We start from the raw sequence: 25,126 nt of genomic DNA on the forward strand, positions 1-25,126 counted from the left end.
AGGAACCCATGAGCCAATTATTCGTACGTACCGGCATCGCCTTTTCCGACTGTCAGCATGCGCTGGCGCATATTGGCGAAACCATGCTGGCTAAAGGGGTGGTGCGTGACACCTATCCCGCCGCGCTACTGGCGCGAGAGGCGGCATTCCCGACAGGCATTGCGCTTGAGCGTCATGCGGTCGCCATCCCGCACTGCGAGGCGATACATGCCGTGTCGCCAGCGATTTACCTTATCCGTCCTGACTCTCCGGTACGGTTCCAGCGCGCAGACGACGAGGGAGAAATAGCGGTCTCCCTCATTATCGCGCTGATTGTCGACAACCCGACGGCGCAACTGACTCTGCTGCGCCGTCTCTTTGGCAAGTTGCAAGACCCTGACGTGCTGGACGAGCTGTTGCAGGCCTCCGAAGCGGAGCTGGCCACGCGGTTTCAGCAGACCATCCTTGAGCCTGAACACTGCGACCAGGCTTCATGATCCACTGATAATAAAAGGAATACCTTATGAAACGAAAAATCATCGTGGCCTGCGGCGGCGCGGTCGCCACGTCGACAATGGCGGCAGAAGAGATCAAAGAGCTGTGCGAAGCTCACCACATTGAGCTGGATCTGGTGCAGTGCAGGGTCAACGAGATTGAAACCTATATGGATGGCGCCGATCTTATCTGCACCACGGCAAAAGTCGAACGCGCGTTTGGCGATATTCCTGTGGTGCACGGCATGCCCTTCGTTTCCGGCGTCGGCATTGAGGCGCTCCAGCAGAAAATCCTGACTGTACTGATGGGGTGACGCCATGTTTAGCGAAATCATGCGTTACATTCTCGATCTCGGCCCAACGGTCATGCTGCCGGTGGTCATTATCATCTTCTCAAAGCTGCTGGGAATGAAGGCAGGCGAATGCTTCCGGTCTGGCCTGCATATTGGCATCGGGTTCGTGGGTATCGGGCTCGTCATTGGCCTGATGCTGGATTCGATTGGGCCGGCGGCCAAGGCAATGGCGGAGCAGTTTGAAATTAATCTTCATGTAGTGGATGTCGGCTGGCCGGGCTCTTCGCCTATGACCTGGGCGTCGCAAATCGCGCTGGTGGCGATCCCTGTCGCTATTGTCGTCAATATCGCCATGCTGTTGACGCGTATGACGCGCGTGGTGAATGTCGATATCTGGAATATTTGGCATATGACATTTACCGGCGCCCTGTTGCATCTCGCCACGGGTTCCTACTGGATTGGCATTCTGGGCGTGGTAGCCCATGCCGCCTTTGTCTACAAACTTGGCGACTGGTTTGCCAAAGATACCCGCGACTATTTTGGCCTGGAAGGGATGGCTATCCCTCACGGCACGTCCGCTTATCTTGGTCCCATCGCGGTACTGGTGGATACCGTTATTGATAAAATTCCGGGGCTTAACCGCATTCATTTCAGCGCCGACGATGTGCAGAAGCGGTTCGGGCCTTTTGGCGAGCCGGTCACCGTGGGGTTTGTCATGGGGCTCGCCATCGGGCTGCTGGCCGGTTATGACGTCAAAGGTGTACTGCAACTGGCGGTTAAAACCGCAGCGGTGATGCTCCTGATGCCGCGTGTCATTAAACCTATCATGGATGGCCTGACGCCCATCGCGAAGCAGGCGCGTAAACGGCTACAGGCGAAATTCGGCAGCCAGGAGTTTCTGATTGGCCTCGATCCGGCCCTGCTGTTGGGTCATACCTCGGTCGTTTCCGCGAGCCTGATCTTTATTCCTTTAACGATCCTTATTGCGGTTGTCGTACCGGGGAATCAGGTATTGCCGTTTGGCGATCTGGCCACCATCGGGTTCTTTGTGGCGATGGCCGTCGCGGTGCACCAGGGGAACCTGTTCCGCACACTGATTTCCGGCGTCATCATCATGAGCATTACGCTCTGGATAGCGACACAAACCATCGGCCTGCACACGCAGCTTGCCGCCAACGCGGGCGCGCTTAAAGCTGGCGGTCAGGTGGCCTCAATGGATCAGGGCGGCTCGCCGGTGACGTGGCTGCTCATTCAGCTCTGCACCTGGCAGAACGTGGCGGGGTTTGCCGTTATCGGCGTCATTTATTTTACCGGCGTGTTACTCACCTGGCGTCGGGCGCGGGCGTTTGTCGCGGTGGAAAAAGCCGCTGTCAGCGAGGCAGGCCCGACCATTTCATGACAACGGGAGAGCGTGGCTCTCCCTTCATTTTCTGGAGGAATAATGAAATCAGTGGTAATTGATGCTGAGGGCAGCGTGCGCGTTGAAGAACGCCCTGTGCCCACTGTCAATGCGGACGACGAGGTGCTGGTAAAAGTCGTTAGCTCAGGTTTATGCGGCTCGGACATTCCCCGCATTTTCGCCCGCGGCGCGCACTACTATCCCATCACGCTGGGCCATGAGTTTAGCGGCTATGTGGAGCGCTGCGGCAAGGGCGTGAGCGATCTGTCGCCTGGCGATGCGGTGGCCTGCGTTCCGCTACAGCCCTGCTTTGAATGTGAAGCCTGCGCCCGCGGTTACTATTCACTGTGTCGGCACTATCAGTTTGTAGGCTCCCGCAGCGAGGGCGGCCACGCCGAATATATTGTGGTCAGGCGCGCCAGCCTGTTTCTTCTGCCGCCAGAGATGCCGGTTGAAGACGGCGCGTTTATCGAACCTGTCACCGTCGGGCTACACGCCTTTCATCAGGCCCAGGGATGTGAAGGCAAAAACGTTGTGATCGTTGGCGCCGGCACGATTGGTCTGCTGGCGATGCAGTGCGCGCAGGCGCTGGGCGCGAACAGCGTGACGGCCATTGATATCAACCCGGAAAAGCTCCGCCTGGCGCACGCGCTCGGGGCGGATCGGGTATTGAACAGCCGGGAGCTGTCTTCGCAGGCCATCTCCGCTGCGCTGGAGACGCAGCGCTTCGATCAACTGGTGCTGGAAACCGCGGGTACTCCGCAGACGGTATCACTGGCGATAGAAATCGCCGGGCCACGCGCGCAGGTCGCTCTGGTCGGCACGCTGCATCATGACCTTGCACTCTCCGCCACGGTTTTTGGCAAAATTTTGCGCAATGAACTGACGTTACTCGGTAGCTGGATGAACTATTCTGCGCCCTGGCCAGGTGAAGAATGGGAAACCGCCGCGCGGCTGCTTACCGAAAAGCGGCTGTCGCTCAAGCCGCTGATTGCGCATCAGGGAGATGCTGAAAGCTTCGTCGGCGCAGTCCAGGCGCTGAACGGCGCACCGATGCAGGGCAAAATCCTGCTGCGATTCGCCTGAAACAATGAGCCAGCAACCTGAGCTGGCTCACATTTGCTTTCGAAATCCGACGTTCATCTTTCACATTCCTTCGTTTACACTGACGGCAGTTAATTATCAGGCAAATCGATATGAACTCTTTTGAGCGAAGGAACAGAATTCTCGATCTGGTTAATACGCAAGGTAGCGTGATGGTACTGGATCTTTCGAATACTTTTGGCATTTCTGAAGTCACCATCCGCGCCGATCTGCGCTTTCTGGAAGAAAAAGGGCTGGTGACGCGCTTTCACGGCGGGGCCGGCAAGCCGGGCAGCAATCTTGCAGAAAACGACAATCAGGAGGTCAGGCTGGAGGAACGCTACCAACTGGCGAGCGATCCTAAAAAACGCATCGCACAGGCCGCCGCCGCGATGATCAACGAAGGGATGACCATCATTCTTGATAGCGGCAGCACTACCCTGCTCATCGCGCACGAACTGGTGAAGATGGCGAACATTACGGTCATCACTAACAGCCTGCCGGCAGCTTCCGCCCTTGCGAATAATAAAGATATTACGCTGGTGGTCTGCGGCGGCACGGTGCGACATAAGACGCTCTCCATGCATGGCGTGATTGCGCAGCATTCACTGCAGGGCATCAGCGCGGATCTGATGTTTGTTGGCGCTGACGGCATTGACGCCACTAACGGCATAACCACCTTTAACGAAGGCTATTCAGTCAGCGGTGCGATGGCAGCGGCGGCCCATAAGGTGATCGCCGTTCTGGACGCGACGAAATTTAACCGTCGCGGGTTTAACCAGGTCCTGCCGATGTCCGAAATAGACTGTGTCATCACCGATGAAGGTATCGGCGAAAAAGACAAAGCCTCACTGAGGAAAACCGGCGTGGAACTAAAGATCGTGTGATGTCGGGCAGGTAACGCCGTCGCGCTGACGGGCGCGACGGCAAGCGAGTCCGTTACGGCCTCACCCCTGCTGCTCCAGCGCATATTTATACAGCGCGTTCTTTTTCACGCCGTGGATTTCCGCCGCCAGCGCTGCGGCTTTTTTCAGCGGCAACTCGGCCTGCAACAGCGCGAGCGTGCGCAGCGCGTCCGGCGGCAACGCGTCTTCCTGCGCTTTATGCCCTTCGACGATCAGCACCATCTCGCCCTTGCGGCGGTTTTCATCGTCCTTCACCCAGGCGAGCAATTCGCCTACCGGCGCGCCGTAGATAGTCTCCCAGGTCTTGGTAAGTTCGCGCGCCAGCACTACATAACGGGACTCGCCCCAGACCGCGACCATATCTTCCAGGCTTTCCAGCAGGCGATGAGTAGACTCATAGAAAATCAGCGTGCGCGGCTCTTGCTCGAGGGCTTTCAGCGCGTCGCGGCGGCCTTTGGATTTCGCAGGCAGAAAGCCTTCATAACAGAAGCGGTCGGAAGGCAGACCGGCGGCCGACAGCGCGGCGATAGCGGCGCATGGCCCCGGCAGCGGCACCACGCGCAGCCCGGCTTCGCGGCAGGCGCGCACCAGATGGTAGCCAGGATCATTAATCAGCGGCGTGCCGGCGTCAGAGACCAGCGCGATATTTTGCCCTTCGCGCAGTTTGGCTATCAGGGTTTCCGCTTTTTGCTGTTCATTATGGTCGTGCAGCGCAAAAAGCCGGGCGCTGATAGCAAAATGTTGCAGCAGCAGACCGGTATGACGGGTATCCTCAGCGGCGATAAGATCGACGGACTGCAATACTGTCAGGGCGCGTTGCGTAATGTCGCCGAGATTGCCGATAGGCGTCGGGACGATATAGAGCTGGCCCTGAGAATTCTGCGCCGAATCGTTATGTTTCATTGTTTCGTCCGTATTGCCGATTTAAAATTGAACATTCACCAGAAAAAACCACTGGATACAGCATGGTACCTTCTAAATTTTCCGGCTCTAAAGCCGCGCGTTGTCTGCCTGTCCTGCTGGCAGCCTTGTTTTTCGCAGGCTGCGGCACGCAGACGCATGACCAGAGCACTGCGCATATGCAGGGCGAAGCCAAAGCGGATTCCGGCTTTTATCTGCACCAGATGGAACAAAGCAGTGATGATAGCAAGACCAACTGGCAATTACTCGCCATACGTGCACTGCTCGGCGAAGGCAAACGCGAGCGCGCTATTACGCTCTACGGCGAGCTGCCGCAAAACCTGACGGATGCGCAGCGCCGTGAAGCGTCGCTGCTTGAAGCGCAGATCAAACTGGCGCAGCAGGATTATCAGGGGGCAGCGGGGCTGCTTGAGAAAATCAACGCGGCGGATCTCAATGACGAGCAGAAAGCCCGATACTGGCAGGCGAAAATCGACGCCAGCCAGGGCCGCCCGTCGCTGGAACTGCTACGCGCGCTGATAGCCCAGGAGCCGCTGCTGCAGGGGCCGTCGAAGCAGAAAAACATCGACGCCACCTGGCAGGCGCTGTCGCAGATGTCGCAGGATCAGGCGAAGGCGCTGGTTATCAACGCCGATGAAAATACGCTGCAAGGCTGGCTTGATCTCCAGCGAGTCTGGTTCGATAACCGCAACGATCCGAAAATGCTCCAGGCCGGCGTGAAAGACTGGCAGACCCGCTACCCGCAAAACCCGGGCGCGAAAATGCTGCCAACCCAGCTCGCCAACCTGCAAAACTACAAGCCTGCCTCCGCCGATAAAATCGCGCTGCTGCTGCCGCTGAACGGCCAGGCGGCCGTTTTCAGCCGCGCCATTCAGCAGGGGTTCGAAGCGGCGAAAAACGCGGGCACCAGCCCGGTTGCAATGCAGACGCCGGCCCAGACACCGGCAGGTAACGCCGCGCAGAACAGTGAGGCCGCACCGGAAACGCAGACCACCGCCGCCGATGGCGTCGCAAGCCCGGCAGCCGCGCCGGTCGACGATCTGGCCGCACAGCCTGCCGCCCAGGAAACTGCGCCCCCGGCGCAGCCGCCTGTCGACGCGACGCCTGTGGCTGCCGCGCCTGCGAATCCGTCCGCCGAAATTAAGGTCTATGACACCAGCGAGCAGCCCATTACGCAGATCCTCGCGCAGGCCCAGCAGGACGGCGCAAGCCTGGTGGTCGGCCCGCTGTTGAAAGAGAGCGTCGACGGTCTGCTTAAGAGCGGCACGCCGCTGAACGTGCTGGCGCTTAACCAGCCGGAAACCGTGCAAAACCGCCCGAACGTCTGTTATTTCGCCCTGTCGCCGGAAGATGAAGCCGCCGACGCCGCGGCGCACATCTGGCAGGAAGGCAAACGCGCGCCGCTGCTGCTGGTGCCGTACAGCGCGCTCGGCGAGCGCGTCACTAAAGCCTTCGCCGACCGCTGGGCGCAGCTTGGCGGCGGTACAGTGTTGCAGCAGAAATTCGGCTCGGTTAATGAGCTGAAAATGAACATCAACGGCGGCACCGGCATCGCGCTGACCGGCACGCCTGTCGCCGCCAGCCTGCCTCAGCAGCAGCCGGTGACGATTGGCGGTCTCACTATTCCGGCCCCGCCGACCGACGCACAGATAACCTCAGGAACGAGCGGCAACGTGGACGCGGTCTACATCGTCGCCACGCCATCGGAAATCGCGCTGATCAAGCCGATGATCGCCATGCGTGCGGGCAGCCATAGCGGCGCGGCGCTGTACGCCAGCTCCCGCAGCGCCCAGGGCGGCGCGGGCCCGGATTTCCGTCTCGAGATGGAAGGCCTGGAGTTCAGTGATATCCCGATGCTCGCGGGCAGCAACCCGGCGCTGATGCAGCAGGCGCTTTCGGCAGTGAATAATGACTACTCGCTGGCGCGCCTGTATGCGATGGGCGTGGATGCCTGGTCGCTGGCGAATCATTTCTCCCAGATGCGTCAGGTGCCCGGCTTCCAGCTCAGCGGCAACACCGGCGCGCTCAGCGCGACGCAGGACTGCGTGATTAACAGGAAGTTAACGTGGCTCAAATACCAGCAGGGACAGTTGGTTCCGGCCAACTGAGTCGCAGACAGACCGGCGCCGCCTTTGAAGCACAGGCGCGCGCCTTTCTGGAGCGCAAGGGATTGCGTTTTATCGCCGCCAACGCGCATGAGCGCGGCGGCGAAATCGATCTCATTATGGATGACCGCGGCGTGACGGTTTTCGTCGAGGTCCGCTACCGGCGCGCCAGCCTCTACGGCGGCGCGGCCGCCAGCGTTACCCGCAGCAAACAGCAGAAATTATTACATGCCGCCCGGTTGTGGCTCGCGCGCCATAATGGGAGCTTTGATACTGTGGATTGCCGGTTCGATGTGTTAGCCTTCACCGGCAATGAAATCGAGTGGATTGCGAACGCCTTTTCGCTCCACGCCTGAACTGACGCAACGCTCAAAGGATAATCGTGCTAGAAAGAATCAAAGTCTGCTTTACGGAAAGCATTCAAACCCAGATTGCGGCGGCGGAAGCACTCCCGGATGCGATTTCTCGTGCGGCCATGACCCTGGTTCAGTCTCTCCTTAACGGCAACAAAATCCTCTGCTGCGGCAACGGCACGTCCGGCGCCAACGCGCAGCATTTCGCGGCCAGCATGATTAATCGTTTTGAAACCGAGCGGCCCAGTTTACCTGCCATTGCACTTAATACCGATAATGTGGTCTTAACGGCGATAAGCAACGACAGGCTGCATGACGAAGTGTATGCCAAACAGGTGCGTGCGCTGGGCCATGCCGGCGATGTGCTGCTGGCGATTTCCACTCGCGGCAACAGCCGGGATATCGTCAAAGCCGTGGAAGCCGCGGTGACTCGCGATATGACTATCGTGGCCCTGACGGGTTACGACGGCGGCGAGCTGGCCGGGCTTCTGGGCCCGCAGGATGTGGAGATCCGTATACCTTCCCATCGCAGCGCGCGCATTCAGGAAATGCATATGCTGACGGTAAACTGCCTGTGCGATTTAATCGATAACACATTGTTTCCACACCAGGATGACTAAGGAGTGCTCATGAAGGCCATTAAACCCCTCGCGGTGGTGATGACCGCGCTTGTGCTACAGGGCTGCGTCGCGGCGGCGGTCGTCGGAACGGCGGCGGTCGGCACCAAAGCCGCAACCGATCCGCGCAGCGTGGGTACTCAGGTTGATGACGGTACGCTGGAGCTGCGCGTAAATACCGCGCTTGGCAAAGATGAGCAGCTGAAGAAAGAGGCGCGCATCAATGTGACCGCGTATCAGGGCAAAGTGCTGCTGACCGGCCAGTCGCCGAACCCGGAGCTGGCATCCCGCGCGAAACAGATAGCGATGGGCGTGGAAGGCGCGACGGAAGTGTTTAACGAGATCCGCAACGGCCAGCCGATTGGGCTTGGCACCGCGTCGTCGGATACCTGGATAACCACCAAGGTGCGCTCGCAGCTGCTCGGCAGCGATCAGGTGAAATCGTCTAACGTGAAGGTGACGACCGAGAACGGCGAAGTGTTCCTGCTCGGTCTGGTCACGGAGCGTGAAGGCCGCGCGGCGGCAGATACCGCGAGCCGCGTGAGCGGGGTGAAGCACGTCACCACCGCGTTTACCTACATCAAGTAATTCCTCACACTGACCCTCTCCCCACGGGGAGAGGGTTTCTGCCACACCTTCACACTTTTCTCAGGGCGACTGGCGCGGCGTTTACGCACCCTGCGTATACGTGCGTCGAGGCAAAACAGACCGTGTCGGGCGGATCAGCGCACCGCACCCGCCCCGTCACATTCGGGCCAAAAATTACAACAGCGTCAGCGCGCCCGTCACGGTACCTGCGAGCATCACCATGCCGCCGGTCATCCATAACGCTTTGGCCGGAAACGCTTTACGCAACATGATAAGCGACGGCAGGCTCACCGCAGGGAGCGTCACCAGCAGCGCCAGCCCCGGGGCAAGGCCCATGCCCGCCAGCATCATGGTCTGCACAATCGGAATTTCCGCGGCGGTCGGGATAACGAACAGGCAACCGGCAATCGCCATCGCCAGCACCCAGAACAGTGTATTGCCCACCGCGCCGTCGGCATGCGGGAACAGCCAGACGCGCGCGGCACCCAGCGCCAGCACCGCCAGCAGATAGACCGGGATCGTGCTCCAGAACAGCGCCCAGAGCGCCTGTCCCCAGCGCGCCATAAAGCCGCCCTGCGGGGCTTCGGCAGGCTGTGCGGCCTCCGGGAGCGCAGGCGCTGGCGTATCGGCCACAAAGCGCTGCACCAGCGACGCGATACCGACCACCGTCACCAGCCCCGCCGCGACGCGGATAAGCGTAAACTCCCAGCCCAGCACAAAGCCCATAAACATAAGCGTCGCCGGGTTCAGCAACGGATTGCCGAGCCAGAACGCCAGCGCGCCGCCCATCGACACCGACTGACGACGCATGCCCGCGGCCACCGGCGCGGCACAGCAGGTACACATCATGCCGGGGAGCGAAAACAGCGTGCCCAGGAGCGTGCCGCGAAAGCGCGGCTGACCCAGCGTGCGCAGCAGCCAGTCGCGCGGGATCAGCACCTGGATCAGCGAGCCCAGCAGCACGCCGAGCACGGCGGCTTTCCAGACGGCAAGAAAATAGACGGCGGCGTAATCAAGCGCCGCGCGCAGCGGGTTATCCTGGGCGTTAGCGAGAATCGAATTGCCGATGCTGTGTGTTTGCGCGGCGCTAAAGGCTTTGCCGTAATAAGGCTGCCATTTGACATACCATAAGCCGATAAACAGAACGAGAAAGAACAGCGCGGGCTTCCACCATGCGGGGGATTTCGGCGCCAGAGATGAAGACTGACCAGTCATAACATTCCTCTGGGAAACAAGGGGTAAATTTTTGCCGGTCAATACTACGCCCGCGATACGTTTTTTGAAACGGCGTTCAGCGCACCCTTTGTGCGGCTATTTCACGTAATTGCGCGGAGTCGAGCACCGCGATGTCCTCTTTCGCGGGCGACAGCGCCGCATTCACCAGCGCCTGCGCCACGGTCTGCGCCTCAATGGCCTTCCATTTACCCGGCAGCAGGCGAAAGAGCGGCGCCATGAAAGATTCCCCGGCGCGGCGCTTTTCACGCTCGCCGGTCAGCAGCGACGGGCGAGCGATGGTAAGCCGCGGCCAACCCTGCGCCTTTAACGCCGCCTCCATTTCGCCTTTCACCCGGTTGTAGAAAAAGGGCGAATTGGGGTTTGCCCCGAGGGCGCTGACCACCAGCATATGCTTTGCGCCGAGCCGCAGCCCGGCAAGCGAGGTATCCACCACCAGCGTGTAATCGGCCAGGATAAACGCCTCTTTGGTGCCCGCCTCGCGCCGCGTAGTGCCCAGACAGCAAAACACCAGGTCCAGCGGCGTATTGAGCTGCGTCAGCACATCGGACAGCTGCGGATCGTGAGGGTTTTCCACTTTGCGCAGCGGCACCTGTAACGGGCGGCGGGTCGCCGCAATAATCGACGAGACGCGCGGCTCGTCAACCAGCATACGCAGCAGATGGCTGCCTACCAGCCCGCTGGCGCCGGTTATCAGTACTCGACTCATGATCGCTCCTTTGCAGAATCTTCTGCCTTGCAATGTCAGCGCCCTGAACCAAGCTTAATAGTCTGTGTGGTTTAAGTATTTACCATTTCTGGCAAAAGCCATTACTGCACATCACCGTTCTGCAAAGACACCAAGGGAGGCGTAATGAGCAAGAAGATCGCAGTCTTAATTACTGATGAATTTGAGGATTCAGAATTCACATCCCCCGCAGCCGAGTACCGCAAGGCCGGTCATGAAGTGATAACCATCGAGAAAGAGGCCGGTAAAACCGTCACCGGCAAACAGGGCGAGGCGAAAGTCACCATAGATAAGGCAATCGATGAGGTGAGCCCGGCAGACTTTGATGCCCTGCTGCTGCCTGGCGGCCATTCGCCGGACAGCCTGCGCGGCGACGATCGTTTCGTCACCTTCACCCGTGATTTTGTTAACAGCGGTAAACCGGTATTCGCCATCTGCCACGGGCCGCAACTGCTGATCAGCGCTGATGTGATCCGCGGGCGTAAGCTCACCGCCGTGAAGCCGATTGTTATCGACGTGAAAAACGCCGGGGCGGAGTTCCACGATCAGGAAGTGGTAGTGGATAAAGATCAGCTGGTGACCAGCCGCACGCCGGAAGACCTGCCTGCGTTTAACCGTGAGGCGTTACGCCTGCTCGGCGCGTAGCCAGACGAGCTTTTTACCGAAGCCCAGAGTGTTGTCAGTGAACTTGATTTCATCAAGACGGATCTCCCACAGCGGGGAGGACATCACCCTGGCGACCGGAAAGCGGCGGTTGTAGCGCTCGCGCAAAGCCTCGCTTTCCGGCTCTTCCACCAGCCGTAACTCACCTGCAAATTGCACGCCGCGTATCAGCGCCACGGTTTTGGTTTGTCCGTTGACCGTGCCCGCCACGCGCGCCAGCCGCCCGGCCATTTCACCATGTCGGCTTTTGGTATCGCTTAACAGATAAAAGGCTACCCGCTCGCGATCGTAGATATAAAACGCGTTCGCGCACCAGAGCGCGTCTTCACGGCCAACACAGTAGGTGACGACATGTTGCTTAGCCAGCCATTTGCTGATGGCGTCGAGAGCGTCCATTGGTTCTCCTGTCAGGAATAATCGTGCTAAGGTGCGCCCAGTTGTGACTGTCGCTGATATTCATTATGGAAGAATGGTTTCTTTATCTGATCCGCAGCCCCGATAACCGGCTCTATACCGGCATTACCACCGATGTGGCGCGCCGCTTCGCCCAGCATCAACGCGGTAAGGGGGCTAAAGCGTTGCGCGGCAAAGGCGAGCTGACGCTGGTGTTCAGCGCGCCTGCGGGCACTCGCTCCGCGGCGTTGCGCGCCGAATACCGCATCAAGCAGCTGACAAAACGGCAGAAAGAGCAACTGGTCGCGGGGGAGCTGGCGTTTGAAGCGATGACTGACGCGCCGCAAACGCCGTGAAATCAGAAGCGGTTAAAGTGGTCGTGGTATTCCACGCGGCCATGCACGCCGTCGAGCGCGTCATCCGCGAGACGATGCACCTGGAATGCCGCTTCGGCGCCCGGCCAGCGGCAATGGAGATCGTAGCGTGCGGCGGGCTCAAAGCCCAGACGGTTGTAAAACTCCGGCGAGCCCAGCGTCACCACTGCCGCGTAGCCGAATTCATTCAGCGAATCGAGCCCTTCGTAAACTAACTGTCGGCCAATCCCCTGCCCGCGCCAGCCGTCGTCGACCGCCAGCGGCGCAAGGCCCAGCCATTGACGCTCTTCGCCCGCCACGGTGACGGGGCTGAAGGCGACGTAACCGACGACCTGACCTTCATCGTCTGTCGCGACTAACCCCAGAGTCAGCAGCCCGTCTTCACGCAGCGCGTGCACCAGCTCCGCCTCGCCGTCGCGGCCGAACGCGCGGCGAAGTAAAGCGTCGATGCCCGGCGCATCAATGGGGATTTCTACACGAATCAGCATGGTTCACCTATGGAAGTTGCTTTGGTTAGCGGCGAGACATTAAGCCCGGCTTCAACGAAGTCCGCCAGTTGCAGCAGCAGCACGCGCAGCGGTTTTGGCATGGCGTCGAGCTCAATGGCGTCCATCAGATTCTTCACATATAACCCTAATTCAGTATCGCCTTCAATCACCAGACGACGCTGGAAGAAAAGCGTGTCGGGATCCTGCTTACGCGCGGCTATCATCAGCAGATCGGCGGCGTCGGCGCGGAACATGACATCTGCTTCGGCCTGTTCGCGCACGATAAGCGCGTCGTTTTCCACTGACGTGAACCAGCGCAGGCCGATGTCGCGCACTTCAATGCCGAGCCAGCGGCCTTCGAGAAATGCCAGCTCGTCGTCCGCCAGCGCCTGACGGAATTGCCAGCCGAGCAGTTGCTCCAGCGCCTGACGCTTGAGCGCGAACGGCGTCAGCGCAACCGGCGCTCTGAGAAGCGAAGGGCCAAGATGTACCAGACAGGAACGCAGATTCTTCAACACGGGCTTTTCTCCTTGCCAAATCACAGTGGCCGTTATTGTGCCATATCAACCAGATGAGATAGCGGCTCAAATCAAGCTTTGCGCCTTCGCAGGTACCCCTTTATAGATGCCATCAATACGACATTAGCTGCCTTAAATCAAAAATTGTCGCGGACGGGTTAACTAAAATCGCCGTTCGTTAACAATTCCGCTGCCTTTGCGCAGCGTGCAGGCCAGACATGGCCTGCTTTATTTTCAGGACACGCTATGGAGTTGCTTTGCCCCGCCGGTAACCTTCCGGCTCTGAAGGCGGCCATCGATAATGGCGCGGATGCGGTCTATATCGGTCTGAAAGACGATACCAACGCCCGCCACTTCGCCGGCCTGAATTTTACCGAGAAAAAACTACAGGATGCGGTGAGCTATGTGCATCAGCATGGCCGCAAACTGCATATCGCCATCAATACCTTCGCCCACCCGGACGGTTATGACCGCTGGGAGCGCGCGGTGGATATGGCCGCGCAGCTCGGCGCCGATGCGCTGATCCTCGCCGATATCGCGATGCTGGAATACGCCGCGACGCGCTACCCCCATGTGGAGCGCCATGTGTCGGTGCAGGCATCCGCCACTAACGAAGCCGCCATCCGTTTTTATCAGCGTCATTTCGACGTGGCCCGCGTGGTGCTGCCCCGGGTGTTATCCATTCATCAGGTGAAACAGTTAGCGCGCGTCACGCCGGTGCCGCTGGAAGTATTCGCCTTCGGCAGCCTGTGCATTATGGCGGAGGGCCGCTGCTATCTCTCGTCTTACCTGACCGGCGAATCGCCCAATACCGTGGGCGCCTGTTCGCCTGCCCGCTTCGTGCGCTGGCAGCAGACGAACAACGGGCTGGAATCGCGCCTTAACGACGTGTTGATCGACCGTTATCAGGAAGGCGAAAACGCCGGTTATCCGACGCTGTGCAAAGGCCGGTATGTGGTGGACGGGCAGCGCTATCACGCGCTTGAAGAGCCCACCAGCCTGAATACGCTGGAACTGCTGCCGGAGCTGCTGGCGGCCAATATCGCCTCGGTGAAAATCGAAGGGCGCCAGCGCAGCCCGGCTTATGTAAGCCAGGTGGCGAAGGTCTGGCGTCAGGCCATCGACCGCTGCAAAGACGACCCGCAACATTTTGCGCCGCAACCGGCCTGGATGGATGCGCTCGGCGCGATGGCCGAAGGCACGCAGACGACGCTTGGCGCGTATCACCGCAAATGGCAGTAAGGAGAGCAGAGTGAAATATTCGTTAGGACCAGTGTTGTACTACTGGCCGAAAGCCACGCTGGAGAGCTTTTATGAAGCGGCGGCGAAGAGCAGCGCCGATGTGATTTATCTCGGCGAAGCGGTGTGCAGCAAACGACGCGAAACCAAAGCCGCCGACTGGCTGGCGCTCGCCAGAACGCTCGCCGCCAGCGGCAAACAGGTGGTGCTCTCAACGCTGGCGCTGGTACAGGCGCCGTCTGAACTGAACGAACTGAAGCGGTATATCGACAATGGCGAGTTTCTGATTGAAGCTAATGATTTTGGCGCCGTCGGGCTGGCGGCGGAGCGTGGGTTGCCGTTCGTGGCCGGCCATGCGCTGAACTGCTACAACGCCGTCACGCTGCGCCTGCTGCTAAAAGAGGGCATGACGCGCTGGTGTATGCCGGTGGAGCTGTCGCGCGACTGGCTGGTAAACCTGCTCGATCAGTGCGATACGCTGGGTATCCGCAATGCGTTTGAAGTGGAAGTGCTGAGCTATGGCCATCTGCCGCTCGCTTACTCCGCGCGCTGTTTTACCGCACGTTCGGAAGACCGCCCGAAAGACGAGTGCGAAACCTGCTGCATTAAATACCCCACCGGACGCAGCATGCGCTCGCAGGAGAATAGCCAGGTGTTTGTGCTAAACGGCATCCAGACCATGAGCGGCTATGTCTATAACCTCGGCAATGAACTCGCCTCAATGGCGGGGCTGGTGGATATGGTGCGCCTCTCGCCGATGGGCATGGAGACGCTCACGATGCTCGACACGTTCCGGGCCAATGAAAACGGCACCGCCCCGCTGCCGCTGGCCGCGCACAGCGACTGCAACGGCTACTGGCGCAGGCTCGCCGGGATGGCGCTTCAGGCGTAAGAAAAGGCTCACTTTGTTAACAGCATTTCGCGCGGGTTCATGCAGTATGAATGGACAGCTTTCCGGCTGGCCCGCGGGCAAAATTCCCCAAATGCGCCAGGCTGGAAGAAGACCTTCAATCTGATAGCTATGCTGTAATTAAGTGAGCCGTTATGTCTGATAAATCTGTTGTGCCTTTCTCGGTGCTCGATCTCGCGCCGATCCCGCAAGGCGCCTCCGCCCGTGAGGCGTTCCATCACTCGCTCGATTTAGCGCGCCTCGCAGAAAAGCGCGGCTATGATCGCTACTGGCTGGCGGAGCACCACAATATGACCGGCATCGCCAGCGCGGCGACGTCGGTGTTGATTGGTTATCTGGCCGCTAACACCACGACGCTGCGCCTGGGCTCTGGCGGCGTGATGCTGCCGAACCATGCCCCGCTGGTGATAGCCGAGCAGTTCGGCACGCTTGACGCGCTCTATCCGGGCCGTATCGAACTGGGCCTGGGCCGCGCGCCGGGCAGCGATCAGCGCACCATGATGGCGCTGCGCCGCCATATGAATAATGACATCGACAACTTCCCGCGCGATGTGAAAGAGCTGACAGACTGGTTCGACGCCCGCGATCCGCACCCGGCGGTGCGCCCGGTGCCAGGCTACGGCGCGAAACTGCCGGTATGGCTGCTGGGCTCCAGCCTCTACAGCGCGCAACTCGCCGCGCAGATGGGGCTGCCGTTCGCATTCGCCTCGCATTTCGCGCCGGATATGCTGTTCCAGGCGCTGCATCTCTACCGTACGCATTTTCAGCCTTCTGAACGGCTGGAGAAACCGTACGCGATGGTATGCATCAATATCGTCGCCGCCGACAGCAACCGCGACGCGGAGTTTCTCTTTACCTCGATGCAACAGGCGTTTGTGAAGCTGCGCCGTGGCGAAACCGGTCAACTGCCGCCGCCGATTGACTCGATGGAGAGCTTCTGGAGCCCGGCGGAGCAGTACGGGGTTCAGCAGGCGCTCAGCATGTCGCTGGTAGGCGATAAAGCGAAAATCCGCCACGGGTTGATGTCGGTGCTGCGTGAAACCGATGCGGACGAAATCATGGTTAACGGTCAGATTTTCGACCACGACGCGCGTCTGCATTCGTTCGATCTCGCCATGCAGGTGAGAGAGGATTTACTAAACTCATAGCCTTACCCCGCCCTCTCCCGCAGGAGAGGGCGAAAAACGCGAGTTACTGATAGACCGGCAGCAGGTCGAAGCTTGAAAGCAAATGCACCAGCGCGTTGCCCAGCCCGAAGAGCAGGATCAGCGCAATCATGCCGTTGCCGCCCCAGACGCGAAAACGCGGGCTGCCGAAGCGCTGACGTGACGCGCGCGCCAGCAACGCCGGTACGATGGCCGCCCAGATCGTCGCGGCGAGCCCCGCATAACCAATCGCATACAGAAACCCGTTTGGCCAAAGCAGGCCGCCCGCCATCGGCGGCAAAAAGGTCAGCAGCGCCGTCTTCAGCCGTCCGCGCGGTGAATCGTCAAACCCGAAAAGATCGGCCAGATAGTCAAACAACCCCAGCGTCACGCCAAGAAACGAGCTCGCCACTGCAAAGTTAGAAAACACGATCAGCAGTACGTCGAGCGTCCGGCTGTTCAGCACGTCGCTCAGCGCGCTCACCAGCACGTCAATATTGCCGCCCGCTTTCGCGATGCCGATAAATTCCGGACGCGGAATATTGCCCATGGTGGCCAGTAGCCAGACGGCGTACAGCGCCAGCGCGATCAGCGTTCCCCAGACCAGACAGCGAATAATTGTGCCGGGTTCTTTGCCGTAGTATTTCATCAGGCTCGGCACGTTGCCGTGGTAGCCGAACGACGCCAGACAAAATGGCAGCGTCATCAGGACGTACGGCGTGTAGCTCGGGCTCGCCTCCAGCGTGTTCATTAGCGTAGCGGGTTCGACATGGCCCAGCAGGCCGCCGAACGTCAGGAAAAAGGTAATGACCTTGCCGCCAAGCACAATCGCCGTCATCCGGCTGACCGCGTGGGTAGAGAGCCAGACGATAAACGCGACGACGAGCGCGAAGCCAAACCCTGCCAGACGCGCCGGTACGTCGAGTGCCATGCCGGCAAGCGTGTGGTGGATCACCGAGCCGCTCGCCGAGATATAGGCGTACGTCAGGATATAGAGCACAAAAGCGACCGCCGCGCCGTTAACCACGTTCCAGCCTTTGCCGAGCAGGTCGCGAGTCATGGTGTCGAAGCTGGCGCCGATGTGGTAGTTGAGATTGGCTTCCAGCAGCATGAGCCCGGAATGGAGCATGCAAAACCAGGTAAACAGCAATGCGAGCAACGACCAGAAAAACCACGCACCGGACATCACCACGGGCAGGGAGAACATTCCCGCGCCGATGATTGTACCGGCGATAATCACAACGCCGCTGACCAGAGAAGGCGAGGCGCTGCGGGCAATAAGTGTGGCCATAATGTTTTCCTGTGAAAAATGTTACCCGAACGATTCATTGTACCAGTACAATAGTACGCAGAGGAGAAAAAATTACGCCTCACACGAATCGTGATGTATTTCGCTGGGTTGTCGCAGTACAACAGCGTATTAATCAGCCAGTATTTCCTGGCGCAGCACGTTGATTGTCGCGACGGTACAGAGGGCGCGCGACGCGCGCCCGGTGAGAGTCAGGCGACCGGTTTGAGCCGCGCGACGAAGTGGCGCAACACGGGCGGCTCATAAGTGAAGGTCAGTCCTTTGATTTTGCTCGCCCGTTGCTTCACGCTTATCAACGCATCAGCGATGTAGTCCATGTGATCATTGGTGTAAACGCGGCGGGGAATGGTCAGGCGCAGCAATTCCATCGGCGATGGCTTCTGAAGACCGGTTTGCGGGTCGCGCCCCAGCAGTAGCGAGCCGATTTCCACGCTGCGTATTCCCGCTTCCAGATAGAGTTCGTTATTAAGCGCGTGCGCCGGAAATTGCTCGGGTGGAATGTGCGGCAGCAGGAGCTTCGCGTCGACGAACACCGCGTGTCCACCGGTGGGGTACTGGATCGGAATATCGCCCGCGCGCAGCCGCTCGCCGAGATACTCCACCTGATTAATGCGGTAGGCGAGGAAATCTTCGTTGGTGCCCTCTTCCAGCCCAATCGCCAGCGCTTCCATATCACGGCCGGCCAGCCCGCCGTAGGTGACAAAGCCCTCCATCGGCACGCAGCGAATACGCACATCGTTAAACAGCGCTTCATCTTCCCGGAAGCAGCACAGGCCGCCGATATTCACCATCGGATCTTTTTTGGCGGACATCGTCAGCATGTCGCCATACTGGTACATCTCGCGAATAATTTCCTTCACGCTTTTATTTTCATAGCCCGGCTCGCGCTGCTTAATAAACCAGGCATTTTCACAAAACCGCGCCGAATCGATGACCACCGGAATATTATGCTTGCGCGCAATCTCATAGACTTCGCGCATATTCTGCATCGAGACCGGCTGCCCGCCGCTACTATTACAGGTAACCGTGGTAATAATGGCCGCCACGTTTTCCGCGCCGTGCTCCTGTATGGTGGCTTTAAGCTGGTCGATATCGAAATTGCCTTTCCAGTCGTACCAGGAGACGGTATCAAAGGCTTTCGGTGTCACGACGTTAATAGCGCGTGCGCCGTTTAATTCCACATGCGCGGCGGTAGTATCAAAATGGAAATTAGAAATAAATACCGGGCGGCGGGACTGCGTTCTGGCTATCAGGCTCGGGAAAAGGATCTGCTCTGCGCCGCGCCCCTGGTGGGTGGGGATAGTGTATGGATAACCGATGATTTCTTTTACTTTTTCGCACAGATGCTGATAGTTTCGCGACCCGGCGTAGGCTTCGTCGCCCATCATCAACCCGGCCCACTGGCGGTCGCTCATGGCGCCGGTGCCGGAATCAGTCAGCAGATCAATATAGACATCCTGGCTGTTTAATAAAAAGGGATTGTAACCCGCCTCTTCCAGCGCGTTTACGCGATCCTGCCAGGTGGTCATGCGGATGGTTTCGACCATTTTAATACGAAAAGGCTCAGGAATACGTTTCATGTTAATTCTCCGGCATACGTCGCCCGCAGGTGGTCCGAATAACAGCGTCAGAAAGACCTTACCCGCAAGGGCAATAATTTTAAAAAAGAGAGGTATAAAAAATGCGGAGAAGAATTAACGCGGGAAGTCGTCAGAAATGCGGTGATCGAGATTATACCAGGCGTTCAAACCGCCTCGCTGAATGAGGCGATACGACAGAGACAACACATTCATTACATCGTCCTCTGCGGGTTACAGGTCTGTTAAAAATATCCGTTAATGGATATTTATCCGTGACTGATTCCACAAAAGAACAATGTCAGCTTAAAATCGTTCAGTAAAATGCATTTTATAAAATAGCACCCATAAAAAAAGCCCCGAACGTGTCGGGGCTTTTTATCAGATTAACGGTGCTTATGCATCGCTGAAGCGACGACGGCCGGTTGCGTCATCACGACGCGGGCCACGGCCACCTTCACGACGCTCGCCGCCGAAGCTACGACCGCCTTCGCGACGTTCGCCGCTGAAACGACGACCTTCGCCACGACCACCTTCACGACGCTCGCCGCCTTCACGACGTTCACCGCCGAAACCACGGCCGCCGCCAGCAGGACGACGATCGCCACGCGGCTGTGCATCGCCCATCAGCTGCATATTCATCGGCTTGTTCAGAATACGCGTGCGGGTGAAGTGCTGCAGCACTTCGGTCGGCATGCCTTTCGGCAGTTCGATCGTAGAGTGCGACGCAAACAGCTTGATGTTACCAATGTAACGGCTGCTGATATCACCTTCGTTGGCGATTGCGCCCACGATGTGACGTACTTCAACGCCATCATCACGGCCCACTTCGATGCGGTACAGTTCCATATCGCCTGCGTCACGACGCTCGCGACGCGGACGGTCTTCACCGTTACGATCGCTGCGCGGGCCACGGTCGTTGCGGTCGCCACGGCGCTCGAAACGATCGTCGCGATCGCGGAATTCGCGCTTCGGACGCATCGGCGCATCCGGCGGCAGGATCAGCGGACGTTCGCCCTGCGCCATTTTCAGCAGCGCGGCAGCCAGCGTTTCCACATCCAGCTCGCCTTCCGGCTGAAGCTTGGTCAGCAGCGCGCGGTACTGATCCAGATCACTGCTTTCCAGCTGCTGCTGTACTTTCGCGGCGAATTTTTCCAGACGGCGTTTGCCCAGCAGCTCTGCGTTCGGCAGCTCAACTTCCGGAATGGTGAGCTTCATGGTGCGCTCGATGTTGCGCAGCAGACGACGCTCGCGGTTCTCAACGAACAGCAGCGCGCGGCCAGCACGACCTGCACGGCCGGTACGGCCGATACGGTGAACGTAAGACTCGGAATCCATCGGGATGTCGTAGTTCACCACGAGGCTGATACGCTCAACGTCCAGACCACGTGCCGCAACGTCGGTTGCAATCAGGATATCCAGACGACCGTCTTTCAGACGCTCCAGCGTCTGCTCACGCAGCGCCTGGTTCATGTCACCGTTCAGCGCGGCGCTGTTGTAACCGCTGCGCTCCAGCGCTTCAGCCACTTCCAGGGTCGCGTTTTTGGTGCGCACGAAAATGATCGCCGCATCAAAATCTTCCGCTTCGAGGAAACGCACCAGCGCTTCGTTTTTACGCATACCGTATACAGACCAGTAGCTCTGGCTGATGTCCGGGCGCGTGGTAACGCTGGACTGGATGCGCACTTCCTGCGGCTCTTTCATAAAGCGGCGGGTGATGCGACGAATCGCTTCCGGCATGGTCGCGGAGAACAGCGCGGTCTGATGTTCAGCCGGGATCTGCGCCATGATAGTTTCGACATCTTCGATGAAGCCCATACGCAGCATTTCATCGGCTTCGTCCAGTACCAGACCTTTCAGGTTAGAAAGATCCAGCGTACCGCGCTTGAGGTGATCCAGCAGACGGCCCGGCGTACCGACCACAATCTGCGGGCCCTGGCGCAGTGCGCGCAGCTGCACGTCATAACGCTGGCCGCCATACAGGGCCACGACGTTTACGCCATGCATATGTTTAGAAAAATCCGTCATCGCTTCGGCAACCTGAACCGCCAGTTCGCGGGTCGGTGCCAGCACGAGGATCTGCGGCGCGCGCAGAGTTTCGTCAATGTTGTTAAGCAGCGGCAGAGAGAACGCCGCGGTTTTGCCGCTACCGGTCTGGGCCATACCCAGAACGTCGCGACCACCCAGCAGATGCGGAATACATTCTGCCTGGATTGGAGATGGTTTTTCGTAACCCAGATCGTTAAGGGCTTCAAGGATAGGAGCCTTCAGGCCCAGATCAGTAAAAGTGGTTTCGAATTCAGCCATGTAGTACGAGTGCCTCAGAATTAATGGCGGCCAGTCTACATAACTCATCGTGAAAATTTTCTGCAATTTTCATTAAAAGTGTGAACCGGCTCAAAGTAGGTGTATTAACGAACAAACAAGCCCTCACCTGCTAAGGTGATGACTTTTTAGTAAAAAATCCGTGGGCTGAAATGTTCGTCAGCTATTGCTGGTCCGATTCTGCCAGGTCATCTTGCTCCTGGCCCAAGAGCGCTAATTCCAACAATGCATAACGGTGCTCAACGAAGTTGTGTACGTTGTTAGCAACCGCTAATTTGAACAGTGCCGTGGCGCTGTCCTTATCCCCCAGACTTAGGTAGTACTTACCTAAATAGAAGTTGGTTTCACTGAGATGCTCAGCGAGCGAGGTGTTATCCGTTGCGTCTGCCTTCAGGCGTTCCATTAACGTTTTTTCGCTAATGTCGCCGAGCCAGAATTCGACAATGTTCCATCCCCACTGTTCTTTGTCCGATTTCTCAAAGCGTTCTTGCAAGGCCGCTTTGGCCTGTTTCTCATCCAGTTTGCTTTCAGCAAGGAAGAGCCACAGACTACGGAAAGGATCATTGGGATCGTCGTGATAAAACGCCAGCAGATCATCTTGCGCTAATCGGTAACGTCCGCCGTAGTAGAGGGCGATACCGCGATTTAAATGCGCGTAGTTGTAAGTTGGATCAAGCTCTAGTACAGAATCAAACGCTTCATAGGCAGCATCAAAATTGCCTGCCTGCGTTAAATAAATGCCTAAGTAGTTGAATACTTCAGGCATATCGGGGCGGATAGCCAGCGCTTGTGAAAAATCATTCCGCGCCAGTGCCCGCAAACCAAGACTATCATACAACACTCCGCGCTCATATAAAAGCTGCGCGCGTTCATCATCGGTTAAAGCCCGACTTGCGAGGATCTGCTCCATGCGTGCGAGGATCACTTCTTGCTGCAAGGCCGGTTGCAATGGCACCGCCAGGACTTCACTCTTACGCCAGGCAGAGTTGCTGCATCCTGCCAGCGTGAGTGCTGTCGCAACGAAACACCAGCGCAATAAAGGCTTCATTTCCCACTCCCGAAGACAACAATTGGATGAACGTCCTGTCCCCCGGCTGCAAACGGGACATCCTGCCCCGTATCAAATGGCTCTCCGTGTCGCCACGGAGAGCTAAATGGCAAACCTTACTCGGCTTCCGGCGCAGCAGGGGTTGCTGCTTCCTGAGTCTGCTCGGTCGCTTCTTTGATGCTCAGGCGGACGCGACCCTGGCGGTCAACTTCCAGTACCTTAACCGGTACTTCCTGACCCATCTGCAGATAGTCGGTCACTTTCTCAACGCGTTTGTCAGCGATCTGAGAGATGTGCACCAGACCTTCTTTACCGCCGCCGATAGCGACGAAGGCGCCGAAGTCAACGATGCGGGTCACTTTACCGTTGTAGATACGGCCCACTTCGATTTCTGCGGTGATCTCTTCGATACGACGAATAGCATGTTTCGCTTTCTCGCCGTCGGTCGCTGCGATTTTCACGGTACCGTCATCTTCGATTTCGATGGTGGTGCCGGTTTCTTCGGTCAGCGCACGAATCACAGAACCGCCTTTACCGATCACGTCTTTGATCTTGTCCGGGCTGATCTTGATGGTGTGGATACGCGGTGCGAACTGGGAGATATCGCCACGCGGCGCGTTGATAGCCTGTTCCATTACGCCAAGGATGTGCAGACGCGCACCTTTAGCCTGGTTCAGTGCAACCTGCATGATCTCTTTGGTGATGCCTTCGATTTTGATATCCATCTGCAGCGCAGTGATACCTTCACGAGAGCCTGCCACTTTGAAGTCCATGTCGCCCAGGTGGTCTTCGTCACCCAGAATGTCGGACAGTACGACAAAGTTTTCGCCTTCTTTCACCAGACCCATCGCGATGCCGGCGACTGCGGCTTTAATCGGCACGCCTGCGTCCATCAGCGCCAGAGAAGCGCCACACACGGAAGCCATGGAAGAAGAACCATTGGATTCGGTGATTTCAGACACGACACGTACGGTGTACGGGAAGCGATCGGCTGCCGGCATAACTGCCAGTACGCCACGCTTCGCCAGACGACCGTGACCGATTTCACGACGCTTCGGAGAACCGACCATGCCGGTTTCGCCGACAGAGTACGGAGGGAAGTTGTAGTGGAACAGGAAGCGGTCAGTACGCTCGCCCATCAGCTCGTCGATGTTCTGCGCGTCGCGCTCGGTGCCGAGGGTCGCGGTAACCAGCGCCTGGGTTTCACCACGGGTGAACAGCGCGGAGCCGTGAGTACGCGGCAGTACGCCAGTGCGCACGTCCAGACCACGAATCATGTCTTTTTCACGACCGTCGATACGCGGTTCGCCCGCCAGCACGCGAGAACGTACAACGTTTTTCTCGATAGCGTGCAGGATGTCGCCCAGCTCATTTTCGTCAAGCTGATCGCCTTCTGCCTGCTCAGCCTGCAGTGCCGCGATAACGTCCGCTTTGATAGCGTCGATCTGGCTGTAACGTTCTTGTTTGTCAGTGATGCGATAAGCGTCGCTCAGGCGAGACTCTGCCAGCGCTTTAACGCGCGCATTCAGCGCTTCGTTAGCGGCTTCTGGCTGCCAGTCCCAGCGCGGTTTGCCCGCTTCTTTCACGAGGTCGTTGATATTCTGGATAACAACCTGCTGCTGCTCGTGGCCGAACACTACGGCGCCCAGCATCTGATCTTCGCTCAGCAGTTCAGCTTCGGATTCCACCATCAACACGGCGCTTTCGGTACCGGCAACGACCAGATCCAGTTTGCTGGATTTCAGTTCATCCTGAGTCGGGTTCAGTACGTACTGATCGTTGATGTAACCCACACGCGCGGCGCCAATCGGGCCGTTGAACGGGATACCAGACAGAGACAGCGCAGCGGAAGCGCCAATCATCGCCACGATATCCGGGTTAACCTGCGGGTTAACGGAAACGACGGTCGCAATAACCTGAACTTCGTTAACGAAGCCTTCCGGGAACAGCGGACGCAGCGGGCGGTCAATCAGACGCGCGATCAGCGTTTCGCCTTCGCTCGGACGACCTTCACGACGGAAGAAACCGCCAGGGATACGGCCAGCAGCGTAGGTACGCTCCTGATAGTTAATGGTCAGCGGGAAAAAGTCCTGACCCGGTTTCGCTTTTTTAGCGCCTACCACGGTCACGAATACGGCGGTGTCATCCATGCTTACCATAACGGCAGCCGTGGCCTGACGAGCCATCATACCGGTTTCAAGAGTGACAGTATGTTGACCATACTGAAATTTGCGGACGATCGGATTAAGCAAAATTATACCCTTTCTAAATGAAGAACAGCACGCCCAAAGCCGTGCTGACAGTACCCGATCCTCTTTGCATCCTCGCGACTAATGACAACCCTGACCCGCTTATGCGGATAAAGCCTCTCATTAGCCGCGCGAACCTCTGCAACGAAGATCATACCCAGCAACAATACATGAGTTTACTCGCAATTGCT

27 protein-coding genes are annotated in these 25,126 nt (G+C 58.3%); 14 read left to right on the forward strand and 13 right to left on the reverse strand.

The genetic code is table 11. The features are described 5' to 3' along the window. The first annotated feature begins 8 nt into the window (after positions 1-8). The 5 genes from gatA (at position 9) to AFK63_RS16205 (ending at position 4,135) form a co-directional block, all read left to right on the forward strand. Positions 9-476, forward strand: coding sequence for a PTS galactitol transporter subunit IIA (gatA, locus tag AFK63_RS16185; RefSeq protein WP_038865439.1), 468 nt, complete (start codon positions 9-11; stop codon positions 474-476). 26 nt (positions 477-502) lie between these two features. After that, entirely contained in the window at positions 503-787 is a 285-nt protein-coding gene (gene gatB / locus AFK63_RS16190) for a PTS galactitol transporter subunit IIB (protein ID WP_038865445.1), read from the forward strand. A gap of 4 nt (positions 788-791) precedes the next feature. Continuing rightward, on the forward strand, positions 792-2,165 hold the full coding sequence (locus tag AFK63_RS16195; RefSeq protein WP_038865447.1) for a galactitol-specific PTS transporter subunit IIC: 1,374 nt from the start codon (positions 792-794) through the stop codon (positions 2,163-2,165). A gap of 42 nt (positions 2,166-2,207) precedes the next feature. Beyond that, the gene (gatD, locus tag AFK63_RS16200) at positions 2,208-3,251 is read left to right on the forward strand and encodes a galactitol-1-phosphate 5-dehydrogenase (RefSeq protein WP_038865449.1); all 1,044 of its coding nucleotides are present in this window, start codon (positions 2,208-2,210) and stop codon (positions 3,249-3,251) included. Positions 3,252-3,361: 110 nt separating this feature from the next. Continuing rightward, positions 3,362-4,135, forward strand: coding sequence for a DeoR/GlpR family DNA-binding transcription regulator (locus tag AFK63_RS16205; RefSeq protein ID WP_038865451.1), 774 nt, complete (start codon positions 3,362-3,364; stop codon positions 4,133-4,135). A 60-nt stretch (positions 4,136-4,195) separates the two neighbouring features. On the opposite strand, the gene rsmI is transcribed toward AFK63_RS16205, so the two are convergent. After that, positions 4,196-5,056, reverse strand: a complete 861-nt coding sequence (rsmI, locus tag AFK63_RS16210; protein WP_038865453.1) for a 16S rRNA (cytidine(1402)-2'-O)-methyltransferase — start codon at positions 5,054-5,056, stop codon at positions 4,196-4,198. Between the two features lie 62 nt (positions 5,057-5,118). Here rsmI and AFK63_RS16215 point away from each other — a divergent pair, with 62 nt between their 5' ends. From AFK63_RS16215 to dolP, 4 genes are read left to right on the forward strand one after another with little or no spacing between them, the layout of a single operon-like run. Beyond that, on the forward strand, positions 5,119-7,182 hold the full coding sequence (locus AFK63_RS16215; RefSeq protein ID WP_038865455.1) for a penicillin-binding protein activator: 2,064 nt from the start codon (positions 5,119-5,121) through the stop codon (positions 7,180-7,182). Next, a complete protein-coding gene (locus tag AFK63_RS16220) occupies positions 7,140-7,535 on the forward strand; it encodes a YraN family protein (protein WP_032966702.1) in 396 nt (131 codons plus the stop codon). Before AFK63_RS16215 ends, AFK63_RS16220 begins: the two co-directional genes overlap by 43 nt. A gap of 26 nt (positions 7,536-7,561) precedes the next feature. Beyond that, the gene (gene diaA / locus AFK63_RS16225) at positions 7,562-8,152 is read left to right on the forward strand and encodes a DnaA initiator-associating protein DiaA (protein WP_007673089.1); all 591 of its coding nucleotides are present in this window, start codon (positions 7,562-7,564) and stop codon (positions 8,150-8,152) included. 9 nt (positions 8,153-8,161) lie between these two features. Continuing rightward, complete coding sequence (gene dolP, locus AFK63_RS16230) at positions 8,162-8,737, forward strand: division/outer membrane stress-associated lipid-binding lipoprotein (RefSeq protein ID WP_007673092.1); 576 nt, start codon at positions 8,162-8,164, stop codon at positions 8,735-8,737. Between the two features lie 174 nt (positions 8,738-8,911). On the opposite strand, the gene AFK63_RS16235 is transcribed toward dolP, so the two are convergent. Continuing rightward, entirely contained in the window at positions 8,912-9,952 is a 1,041-nt protein-coding gene (locus AFK63_RS16235) for a permease (RefSeq protein WP_038865457.1), read from the reverse strand. Between the two features lie 76 nt (positions 9,953-10,028). Further along, the gene (locus AFK63_RS16240) at positions 10,029-10,679 is read right to left on the reverse strand and encodes an NAD(P)H-binding protein (RefSeq protein ID WP_038865458.1); all 651 of its coding nucleotides are present in this window, start codon (positions 10,677-10,679) and stop codon (positions 10,029-10,031) included. 144 nt (positions 10,680-10,823) lie between these two features. On the opposite strand from AFK63_RS16240, the gene AFK63_RS16245 reads away from it, so the two are divergent. Next, complete coding sequence (locus AFK63_RS16245; RefSeq protein WP_038865461.1) at positions 10,824-11,342, forward strand: type 1 glutamine amidotransferase domain-containing protein; 519 nt, start codon at positions 10,824-10,826, stop codon at positions 11,340-11,342. Here the strand turns inward: AFK63_RS16245 and AFK63_RS16250 are convergent. Further along, positions 11,322-11,756, reverse strand: a complete 435-nt coding sequence (locus tag AFK63_RS16250; protein WP_038865462.1) for a YhbP family protein — start codon at positions 11,754-11,756, stop codon at positions 11,322-11,324. The two genes, AFK63_RS16245 and AFK63_RS16250, sit on opposite strands and share 21 nt — an antisense overlap. 65 nt (positions 11,757-11,821) lie before the next feature. On the opposite strand from AFK63_RS16250, the gene AFK63_RS16255 reads away from it, so the two are divergent. Beyond that, the gene (locus AFK63_RS16255; protein ID WP_038865463.1) at positions 11,822-12,109 is read left to right on the forward strand and encodes a GIY-YIG nuclease family protein; all 288 of its coding nucleotides are present in this window, start codon (positions 11,822-11,824) and stop codon (positions 12,107-12,109) included. Between the two features lie 2 nt (positions 12,110-12,111). Here the strand turns inward: AFK63_RS16255 and AFK63_RS16260 are convergent, their stop codons facing one another. Next, entirely contained in the window at positions 12,112-12,615 is a 504-nt protein-coding gene (locus AFK63_RS16260) for a GNAT family N-acetyltransferase (protein WP_038865464.1), read from the reverse strand. Next, complete coding sequence (ubiT, locus tag AFK63_RS16265; RefSeq protein ID WP_038865465.1) at positions 12,609-13,133, reverse strand: ubiquinone anaerobic biosynthesis accessory factor UbiT; 525 nt, start codon at positions 13,131-13,133, stop codon at positions 12,609-12,611. Before ubiT ends, AFK63_RS16260 begins: the two co-directional genes overlap by 7 nt. Positions 13,134-13,379: 246 nt before the next feature. Here ubiT and ubiU point away from each other — a divergent pair, with 246 nt between their 5' ends. The 3 genes from ubiU to AFK63_RS16280 all read left to right on the forward strand — a co-directional run bounded on the left by ubiU (position 13,380) and on the right by AFK63_RS16280 (position 16,430). Continuing rightward, positions 13,380-14,375 (forward strand): ubiquinone anaerobic biosynthesis protein UbiU, encoded by a 996-nt coding sequence (gene ubiU / locus AFK63_RS16270; RefSeq protein WP_038865466.1) that lies wholly within the window; start codon positions 13,380-13,382, stop codon positions 14,373-14,375. 10 nt (positions 14,376-14,385) lie between these two features. Continuing rightward, a complete protein-coding gene (locus AFK63_RS16275; protein WP_038865468.1) occupies positions 14,386-15,264 on the forward strand; it encodes a U32 family peptidase in 879 nt (292 codons plus the stop codon). Positions 15,265-15,416: 152 nt separating this feature from the next. Further along, positions 15,417-16,430: a luciferase-like monooxygenase gene (locus tag AFK63_RS16280; protein ID WP_038865470.1), complete on the forward strand. Its 1,014-nt coding sequence runs from the start codon at positions 15,417-15,419 to the stop codon at positions 16,428-16,430. A gap of 43 nt (positions 16,431-16,473) precedes the next feature. On the opposite strand, the gene mtr is transcribed toward AFK63_RS16280, so the two are convergent. From mtr to pnp, 7 genes are all read right to left on the reverse strand, one after another. Then, positions 16,474-17,718 carry a tryptophan permease gene (gene mtr, locus AFK63_RS16285; protein WP_038865473.1) on the reverse strand — a complete coding sequence of 415 codons (1,245 nt, stop codon included), beginning with the start codon at positions 17,716-17,718 and terminating at the stop codon, positions 16,474-16,476. 209 nt (positions 17,719-17,927) lie between these two features. Continuing rightward, positions 17,928-19,316 carry a tryptophanase gene (tnaA, locus tag AFK63_RS16290; RefSeq protein ID WP_038865476.1) on the reverse strand — a complete coding sequence of 463 codons (1,389 nt, stop codon included), beginning with the start codon at positions 19,314-19,316 and terminating at the stop codon, positions 17,928-17,930. Between the two features lie 114 nt (positions 19,317-19,430). Beyond that, the gene (gene tnaC, locus AFK63_RS20730) at positions 19,431-19,529 is read right to left on the reverse strand and encodes a tryptophanase leader peptide (protein ID WP_071603743.1); all 99 of its coding nucleotides are present in this window, start codon (positions 19,527-19,529) and stop codon (positions 19,431-19,433) included. Between the two features lie 180 nt (positions 19,530-19,709). Continuing rightward, positions 19,710-21,620, reverse strand: coding sequence for a DEAD/DEAH family ATP-dependent RNA helicase (locus AFK63_RS16295; RefSeq protein ID WP_038865479.1), 1,911 nt, complete (start codon positions 21,618-21,620; stop codon positions 19,710-19,712). Then, positions 21,613-21,693: a protein YrbN gene (yrbN, locus tag AFK63_RS21325; RefSeq protein ID WP_097563900.1), complete on the reverse strand. Its 81-nt coding sequence runs from the start codon at positions 21,691-21,693 to the stop codon at positions 21,613-21,615. Before yrbN ends, AFK63_RS16295 begins: the two co-directional genes overlap by 8 nt. Before the next feature lie 108 nt (positions 21,694-21,801). Beyond that, the gene (gene nlpI / locus AFK63_RS16300) at positions 21,802-22,686 is read right to left on the reverse strand and encodes a lipoprotein NlpI (RefSeq protein ID WP_038865483.1); all 885 of its coding nucleotides are present in this window, start codon (positions 22,684-22,686) and stop codon (positions 21,802-21,804) included. 116 nt (positions 22,687-22,802) lie between these two features. Next, entirely contained in the window at positions 22,803-24,938 is a 2,136-nt protein-coding gene (gene pnp / locus AFK63_RS16305) for a polyribonucleotide nucleotidyltransferase (protein ID WP_038865485.1), read from the reverse strand. Between the last annotated feature and the right edge of the window lie 188 nt (positions 24,939-25,126).

The sequence above is a fragment of the Cronobacter muytjensii ATCC 51329 genome, assembly GCF_001277195.1.
GTDB lineage: Bacteria > Pseudomonadota > Gammaproteobacteria > Enterobacterales > Enterobacteriaceae > Cronobacter > Cronobacter muytjensii.

Bases quoted from the DNA above. Each gene is read 5' to 3' on its own strand.
- gatA (WP_038865439.1), top strand. From the start codon at position 9: ATGAGCCAATTATTCGTACGTACCGGCATCGCCTTTTCCGACTGTCAG.
- gatB (WP_038865445.1), top strand. From the start codon at position 503: ATGAAACGAAAAATCATCGTGGCCTGCGGCGGCGCGGTCGCCACGTCG.
- AFK63_RS16195 (WP_038865447.1), top strand. From the start codon at position 792: ATGTTTAGCGAAATCATGCGTTACATTCTCGATCTCGGCCCAACGGTC.
- gatD (WP_038865449.1), top strand. From the start codon at position 2,208: ATGAAATCAGTGGTAATTGATGCTGAGGGCAGCGTGCGCGTTGAAGAA.
- AFK63_RS16205 (WP_038865451.1), top strand. From the start codon at position 3,362: ATGAACTCTTTTGAGCGAAGGAACAGAATTCTCGATCTGGTTAATACG.
- rsmI (WP_038865453.1), bottom strand. From the start codon at position 5,056: ATGAAACATAACGATTCGGCGCAGAATTCTCAGGGCCAGCTCTATATC.
- AFK63_RS16215 (WP_038865455.1), top strand. From the start codon at position 5,119: ATGGTACCTTCTAAATTTTCCGGCTCTAAAGCCGCGCGTTGTCTGCCT.
- dolP (WP_007673092.1), top strand. From the start codon at position 8,162: ATGAAGGCCATTAAACCCCTCGCGGTGGTGATGACCGCGCTTGTGCTA.
- AFK63_RS16235 (WP_038865457.1), bottom strand. From the start codon at position 9,952: ATGACTGGTCAGTCTTCATCTCTGGCGCCGAAATCCCCCGCATGGTGG.
- AFK63_RS16240 (WP_038865458.1), bottom strand. From the start codon at position 10,679: ATGAGTCGAGTACTGATAACCGGCGCCAGCGGGCTGGTAGGCAGCCAT.
- AFK63_RS16245 (WP_038865461.1), top strand. From the start codon at position 10,824: ATGAGCAAGAAGATCGCAGTCTTAATTACTGATGAATTTGAGGATTCA.
- AFK63_RS16250 (WP_038865462.1), bottom strand. From the start codon at position 11,756: ATGGACGCTCTCGACGCCATCAGCAAATGGCTGGCTAAGCAACATGTC.
- AFK63_RS16255 (WP_038865463.1), top strand. From the start codon at position 11,822: ATGGAAGAATGGTTTCTTTATCTGATCCGCAGCCCCGATAACCGGCTC.
- AFK63_RS16260 (WP_038865464.1), bottom strand. From the start codon at position 12,615: ATGCTGATTCGTGTAGAAATCCCCATTGATGCGCCGGGCATCGACGCT.
- ubiU (WP_038865466.1), top strand. From the start codon at position 13,380: ATGGAGTTGCTTTGCCCCGCCGGTAACCTTCCGGCTCTGAAGGCGGCC.
- AFK63_RS16280 (WP_038865470.1), top strand. From the start codon at position 15,417: ATGTCTGATAAATCTGTTGTGCCTTTCTCGGTGCTCGATCTCGCGCCG.
- mtr (WP_038865473.1), bottom strand. From the start codon at position 17,718: ATGGCCACACTTATTGCCCGCAGCGCCTCGCCTTCTCTGGTCAGCGGC.
- tnaA (WP_038865476.1), bottom strand. From the start codon at position 19,316: ATGAAACGTATTCCTGAGCCTTTTCGTATTAAAATGGTCGAAACCATC.
- tnaC (WP_071603743.1), bottom strand. From the start codon at position 19,529: ATGAATGTGTTGTCTCTGTCGTATCGCCTCATTCAGCGAGGCGGTTTG.
- AFK63_RS16295 (WP_038865479.1), bottom strand. From the start codon at position 21,620: ATGGCTGAATTCGAAACCACTTTTACTGATCTGGGCCTGAAGGCTCCT.
- yrbN (WP_097563900.1), bottom strand. From the start codon at position 21,693: ATGAAAATTGCAGAAAATTTTCACGATGAGTTATGTAGACTGGCCGCC.
- nlpI (WP_038865483.1), bottom strand. From the start codon at position 22,686: ATGAAGCCTTTATTGCGCTGGTGTTTCGTTGCGACAGCACTCACGCTG.